Raw genomic sequence first — 6,425 nt, forward strand, 5'->3', positions numbered from 1 at the left:
AAAGGGAACAACGCCCAGAACCCCCCACCCCACCCCCCCCCCCCCCCCTCCCCCCCCCCCCCCCCCCCCCCCCTCGGTCGTTGACGTCGGCTCAGGCCTCGGTCTCCGCCTTGGGCTTGGCGTCGACGCCCGCCTCGCGGCGCTGGGCCGGGGTGATCGGGGTCGGCGCGCCGGTCAGCGGGTCACCACCGGTGGACGTCTTCGGGAACGCGATGACGTCACGGATGGTGTCGTAGCCGCCGAGCAGGGTGACGATCCGGTCCAGGCCGAAGGCGACCCCACCGTGCGGCGGCGGGCCGTAGTTGAAGGCGTCCAGCAGGAAGCCGAACTGCGAGGCGGCCTCCTCCTCGGAGAGGCCGATCGCGTCGAACGCCCGCTTCTGCACCTCACGCTGGTGGATACGGATCGAACCGCCGCCCAGCTCGGAGCCGTTGAGCACCAGGTCGTAGGCGTTGGAGAGGGCGGTGCCCGGGTCGGTGTCGAAGGTGGCCAGCGACTCGGCGGTGGGCGCGGTGAACGGGTGGTGCACCGCGTGCCAGCCCTGGAACTCGCCCTTGTCGTCCTCGATCGGCTCGAACATCGGGAAGTCGACCACCCAGAGGAAGGCCCACTGCGACTCGTCGATCAGGTCGCAGCGGCGGCCGATCTCCAGTCGGGCGGCGCCGAGCAGCTCCTGGGAGGCGGTCTTCTTGCCGGCCGCGAAGAAGATCGCGTCGCCGTTCTTGGCCCCCGCCGCGGCGGCCAGGCCGGCCAGGTGCTCCGCGCTCAGGTTCTTGGCCACCGGGCCGCGCAGCTCGCCGGTGTCGGCGTCGATGACCACGTAGGCCAGGCCGCGGGCGCCGCGCGCCTTGGCCCAGTCCTGCCAGGCGTCCAGCGCCTTGCGCGGCTGCGAGGCGCCGCCGGGCATCACCACCGCGCCGACGTACGGCGCCTGGAAGACCCGGAACTCGGTGCCCTTGAAGTACTCGGTGAGGTCGGTGAGTTCCTGGCCGAAGCGGACGTCCGGCTTGTCGGAGCCGTAGCGGTTCATGGCGTCCGCGTAGGTCATCCGGGGCAGCGGGTTGGGGATCCGGTACCCGTGCACCTCGCGCCAGATGGCCCCGATGACCTTCTCGCCGAGCGCCAGGATGTCCTCCTGGTCGACGAAGGACGCCTCGATGTCCAGCTGGGTGAACTCCGGCTGCCGGTCGGCGCGGAAGTCCTCGTCGCGGAAGCAGCGGGCGATCTGGTAGTAGCGCTCCATGCCGGCCACCATCAGCAGCTGCTTGAAGAGCTGCGGCGACTGCGGCAGGGCGTACCAGTGGCCGGGCTGCAGGCGGACCGGGACCAGGAAGTCGCGGGCGCCCTCGGGGGTGGAGCGGGTGAGGTACGGCGTCTCGATGTCGAGGTAGCCGTTCTCCTCCATCACGTTGCGGATGATGTGGTTGACCTTGGAGCGCAGCCGCAGCGCGCGGGCCGGGCCCTCGCGGCGCAGGTCCAGGTAGCGGTAGCGGAGCCGGACCTCCTCGTTGACCGTGCCCGGCTCGTACTCGGCGACCTGGAACGGCAGCGGTGCGGCCTCGGAGAGCACCTCGATCGAGCTGACCACGACCTCGACGGCACCGGTCGGAATGTCGGGGTTCTCGTTGCCCTCGGGCCGGACCCGGACGTCGCCGACCACCTTGACGCAGTACTCGGCGCGCAGCCCGTGCACCGAGTCCAGGTCGCGCACCACGATCTGGACCGTGCCGGAGGCGTCCCGCAGGTCGATGAAGGCCACTCCGCCGTGGTCGCGGCGGCGGGCCACCCAACCGGCCAGGGTGACGGTGGTGCCGGCCTGCTCCGCGCGGAGCGTGCCCGCGTCGTGCGTGCGGATCACTGCTGCTTCTCCTTCAGGGTGGTGACGAGTGCGTCGAGGGCGACCGGGGTCTGCTCGCCGCTGGTCATGTCCTTCAACTGGACGACGCCTTCGGCCAGGTCGCGGTCGCCGGCGACCAGGGCCCAGCGGGCACCGGAACGGTCGGCGGACTTCATGGCGTTCTTGATGCCCTTCACGCCGAACGCGAGGTCGGTCGGCACGCCGGCCCGGCGCAGCTCGGTCACCTTCGCGAACAGGACGTTCTTGGCCTCCTCGCCGAGCGCCACCGCGTAGACCGCGGTGCTGGCGGGCAGGTCGAGCACGATGCCCTCGGCCTCCATGGCGAGGTAGGTGCGGTCCACGCCGAGACCCCAGCCGACCGACGGCAGCGACGGGCCGCCGAGCATCTCGGAGAGGCCGTCGTACCGGCCGCCGCCGCCGATCGCGGACTGCGCGCCGAGGCCGTTGTGCACGAACTCGAAGGTCGTGCGGGTGTAGTAGTCGAGGCCGCGGACCAGCTTGGGGTCGTCGGTGAAGGCGACTCCGGCCTCGGTCAGCAACCGGCGGACCTGCACGTCGTAGGCCTTGCAGTCCTCGCACAGGAAGTCGCGCAGCATCGGCGCGCCGTCCAGCTGGGCCTGCACCGACTCGCGCTTGTCGTCCAGCACCCGCAGCGGGTTGATCTCGGCCCGGCGGCGGGTGTCCTCGTCCAGGTCCAGGCCGCGCAGGAAGTCCTGCAGGGCGGCCCGGTAGACCGGGCGGCACTGCTGGTCGCCGAGGCTGTTCAGCAGCAGCCGGTAGTCGCGCAGGCCGAGCGCGCGGAACGCGTCGTCGGCCAGGATGATCAGCTCGGCGTCCAGCGCCGGGTCCTCGGCACCGATCGCCTCGGCACCGACCTGGGCGAACTGCCGGTAACGGCCCTTCTGCGGGCGCTCGTAGCGGTAGAAGGAGCCCGAGTACCAGAGCTTGACCGGGAGGTTGCCCTGCTTGTGCAGGTTGGCCTGGAGGGCGGCGCGCAGCACCGAGGCGGTTCCCTCGGGGCGCAGCGCGAGGTCCTCGCTGCCGCGCTTGGTGAGCGAGAACATCTCCTTGGTGACGATGTCGGTGGACTCGCCGACGCCCCGGGAGAAGAGCTTGGTGTCCTCGAACACCGGCGTCTCGACGTAGCCGTAGCCGGCCCGGCGCAGCGGCTCGGAGAGCTCACGGCGGATCGCCAGGAAGGTCGCCGAGCTCGGTGGGAGCAGGTCGTAGGTGCCCTTGGGGGCGGTGAAGGTGCTCAACTTCGTCTTCCGTCACATTCCTCGTCGCACGGCCGCGGGGTTCTCCAGGGCCCCCGCCGCTTGCCTGAGGTAGGGGTTGGTGGCGCGCTCGCGGCCGATGGTGGTCTGGTTGCCGTGGCCGGACAGCACCACGGTGGCGTCGTCGAGGGGCAGGCAGACCCGGGCCAGCGACCGCATGATGTCGGCGTGGTCGCCACCCGGGAGGTCCGTGCGCCCGATGGAGCCGGCGAACAACAGGTCACCCGAGAACAGGACGGGAGGCAGGTCCTGCGCGGCGGGCGTCCCGAACGTCACCGACCCCTTGGTATGGCCTGGCGCGTGGTCGACGGTGAGGCGCAGACCTGCCAGCTCCAGCACACTGCCATCGGTCAGCTCGCGGACCTCGTCCGGCTCGCCGACGGTCAGCTCGCCCATCAGCTGCTGCCCGATCGAACAGCCCAGCGCCTTCTCCGGGTCGGTCATCATGTACCGGTCCTCGGGGTGGATCCAGGCCGGGACGCCGCGCGCCCCGCAGACCGGCACCACCGAGGCGACGTGGTCGATGTGGCCGTGGGTGAGCAGCACGGCGACCGGCTTCAGCCGGTGCTCGCGGACCAGTTCCTCGACCCCGGCGGCGGCCTGGTGGCCGGGATCGACGATCACGCACTCCTCACCGGGGGCCGGTGCGACCAGGTAGCAGTTGGTGCCCCAGGCTCCGGCGGGAAATCCGGCGATGAACACGGCAGTCCTTGGTCTCGAGTCGGGGCGGAGAGGTCCTCGGTGCAGCCTACCGGCGGGAAGGCACCGGTTGCGAACCAGTAGTCGTCGTGCCGTACCCAGCCGGCGCGTGGTCGCGCTCACCGCGTGCTTACCTACGGGGTCCCTACACTTGGGCGGCGGTGGATGCGATGATCCGTCGAGCATTCCCGGCCCCCACGATTGAGGAGACACACCCCGGTGGTCAGCAGCGAACAGCGGCGGCGGCAGCTCGCCCGCGAGAAGTACGAGCGGCAGCAGAAGGCTCGCGCCGAGGCCGCGGCCAAGGCCAAGCGCCGCAACCTCCAGGTGAGCGCCGCAGCGGTCGCCGTGGTGCTGGTCGCCGGTGGCGGCATGTGGGCGGGCGGGGTCTTCAAGTCCGATTCCAAGAGCAGCAGCACCGCGGCCGCCGCTCCGACCAGCACGACGCCGAGCTCGGCCGCCTCGCCGGTGAACGTCAAGGGCTGCACCACGCCGGCCCCCGGCTCGCCGAACGGCAAGCAGTGGAAGACCGAGCCGGCCATGACGATCGACACCAACGCCACCTACACCGCGACCCTGAACACCAGCTGCGGCGCGGTGACCCTGCAGCTGGACGCCGCCAAGGCGCCGCACACGGTCAACTCCTTCGTCTTCCTGGCCGGTCAGAACTTCTTCGACCACACCAAGTGCCACCGCCTGGTCACCCAGGGCATCTACGTGCTGCAGTGCGGCGACCCGACCGGCACCGGCACCGGCGGCCCCGGCTACAAGTTCGCCGACGAGAACCTGAGCGGCGCCACCTACCCGGCCGGCACCGTGGCGATGGCCAACTCCGGCCCGAACACCAACGGCAGCCAGTTCTTCCTGGTCTACAAGGACTCCCCGCTGCCGCCGAACTACACCCCGTTCGGCAAGATCACCGGTGGCATGGACGTGCTGAACAACATCGCGGCCGGCGGCGAGAACGACGCCAACCAGCCCGGCGACGGTGCGCCGAACGCGAACGTCGTGCTCAACTCGGTGACCACCGCCAAGAGCTGAACCCCGCGCGGCACCGCCGCGCGAATTGGCCCGGCCCGGATGCGGACAGCACCGGGCCTGGTCGCCTATGTTGCTGTTGTATAGGGTGCCCTGACCCGCTCGCCGTCACCCTCGGCAGCTGAGCAGAACGGACGGGCGGGGACGGCGGACTCATCGGTCCGTCGCACATCAACTGTGGACGACGGAGCCGCGCCACCTGCTGGTGGGCGGGACGTCATGTGGAGGAGGCGCTGTGAGCAGCGACCCGTGGGGCCGTGTCGACGAGCAGGGGACCGTCTACGTCAGGACCGCCGAGGGCGAACGCGTCGTCGGTTCCTGGCAGGCGGGCTCCCCCGAGGAGGCCCTCGCCTACTTCGAGCGCAAGTACCAGGGCCTGGCCGCCGAGATCGGCCTGTTGGAGCACCGGGTACGCAAGACCGACCTGGCCGCCAAGGATGCCCAGACCGCCCTCGACCACCTGCGTTCGCAGGTCGTCGAGGCCCACGCGGTCGGCGATCTGGACGCGCTGGCCAAGCGGCTGGACACGCTGGCCGGGGAGATCGAGTCCCGGCAGGTGGAGCGGAAGGCGGCCCGGGCGAAGGCCGCCGACGAGACCCGCACCGCCAAGGAGGCGCTGGTCTCGGAGGCCGAGCAGCTCGCCCAGTCCACCCAGTGGCGGGAGGCCGGCGACCGGCTGCGCGCCCTGGTGGACACCTGGAAGGGGCTGCCCCGGCTGGACCGCAAGAGCGACGACGAGCTGTGGCACCGGTTCTCGCACGCCCGGTCGGTCTTCTCGAAGCACCGCAAGGCGCACTTCGCCGCGCTGGACGCCGAGCGCGAGCAGGCTCGGGTGGTCAAGGAGCGGCTGGTCGCCGAGGCCGAGGCGCTGTCGTCGTCCACCGAGTGGGGTGAGACGGCGGCCCGCTACCGTGACCTGATGGCGCAGTGGAAGGCGGCCGGCCGCGCCCAGCGGGACGCCGAGGACGAGCTGTGGGCCCGGTTCCGCGGCGCGCAGGACGTCTTCTTCCAGGCCCGCTCGGCGATCTTCAGCGAGCGGGACGCCGAGCAGAGCGAGAACCAGAAGCTCAAGGAGGCGCTGCTGCTGGAGGCCGAGGCGATCCTGCCGGTCACCGACCTCAAGGCGGCCAAGGCGGCGCTGCGCGACGTCAGCGAGCGCTGGGAGGCGATCGGCCACGTGCCGCGCGACGCCCGGCCGAAGCTGGATGCCCGGCTGAACACGGTCGAGCGGGCGATCCGCGAGGCCGAGGAGGCCGAGTGGAAGCGTTCCAACCCGGAGGCCAAGGCTCGCGCCGCCGGCATGACCGGGCTGCTGCAGAGCGCGGTGGACAAGCTGCGCGCCGAGGCGGACAAGGCCCGGGCCGCCGGCAACGAGGCCAAGGCCGCCAAGCTGGAGGCCGAGCTCGCGGGCCGGCAGGCGCTGCTCGACCAGGCGCTGAAGAGCCTGGAGGAGTTCAGCGGCTGACCCGCCGCCGAGGGGGGGGGGGGGGGAAGGGGGGGGGGGGGGGGGGGGGGGGGGGGGGGGGGGGGGGGGGGGGGGGGGGGGGTGTGGA

5 protein-coding genes are annotated in these 6,425 nt (G+C 71.7%); 2 read left to right on the forward strand and 3 right to left on the reverse strand.

What is annotated here, in order from left to right; translation table 11 throughout:
• Positions 1 to 91 precede the first annotated feature (91 nt).
• Genes aspS through ACZ38L_RS06440 form a run of 3 tightly spaced genes read right to left on the reverse strand, consistent with a single transcriptional unit; the run spans position 92 to position 3,837 of the window.
• A complete protein-coding gene (gene aspS / locus ACZ38L_RS06430) occupies positions 92 to 1,858 on the reverse strand; it encodes an aspartate--tRNA ligase (RefSeq protein WP_465689805.1) in 1,767 nt (588 codons plus the stop codon).
• Positions 1,855 to 3,117 carry a histidine--tRNA ligase gene (gene hisS / locus ACZ38L_RS06435; protein WP_396565928.1) on the reverse strand — a complete coding sequence of 421 codons (1,263 nt, stop codon included), beginning with the start codon at positions 3,115 to 3,117 and terminating at the stop codon, positions 1,855 to 1,857. The genes aspS and hisS overlap by 4 nt, the downstream gene beginning before the upstream one ends.
• 12 nt (positions 3,118 to 3,129) lie before the next feature.
• Entirely contained in the window at positions 3,130 to 3,837 is a 708-nt protein-coding gene (locus tag ACZ38L_RS06440) for an MBL fold metallo-hydrolase (protein WP_465689807.1), read from the reverse strand.
• A 216-nt stretch (positions 3,838 to 4,053) separates the two neighbouring features.
• Between ACZ38L_RS06440 and ACZ38L_RS06445 the strand changes: the two genes are divergently transcribed.
• Positions 4,054 to 4,875, forward strand: a complete 822-nt coding sequence (locus ACZ38L_RS06445) for a peptidylprolyl isomerase (RefSeq protein WP_465689809.1) — start codon at positions 4,054 to 4,056, stop codon at positions 4,873 to 4,875.
• A gap of 232 nt (positions 4,876 to 5,107) precedes the next feature.
• Positions 5,108 to 6,337, forward strand: a complete 1,230-nt coding sequence (locus ACZ38L_RS06450; protein ID WP_465689811.1) for a DUF349 domain-containing protein — start codon at positions 5,108 to 5,110, stop codon at positions 6,335 to 6,337.
• Positions 6,338 to 6,425: the final 88 nt, after the last annotated feature.

It is taken from the genome of Kitasatospora sp. NPDC024654, from assembly GCF_055559155.1.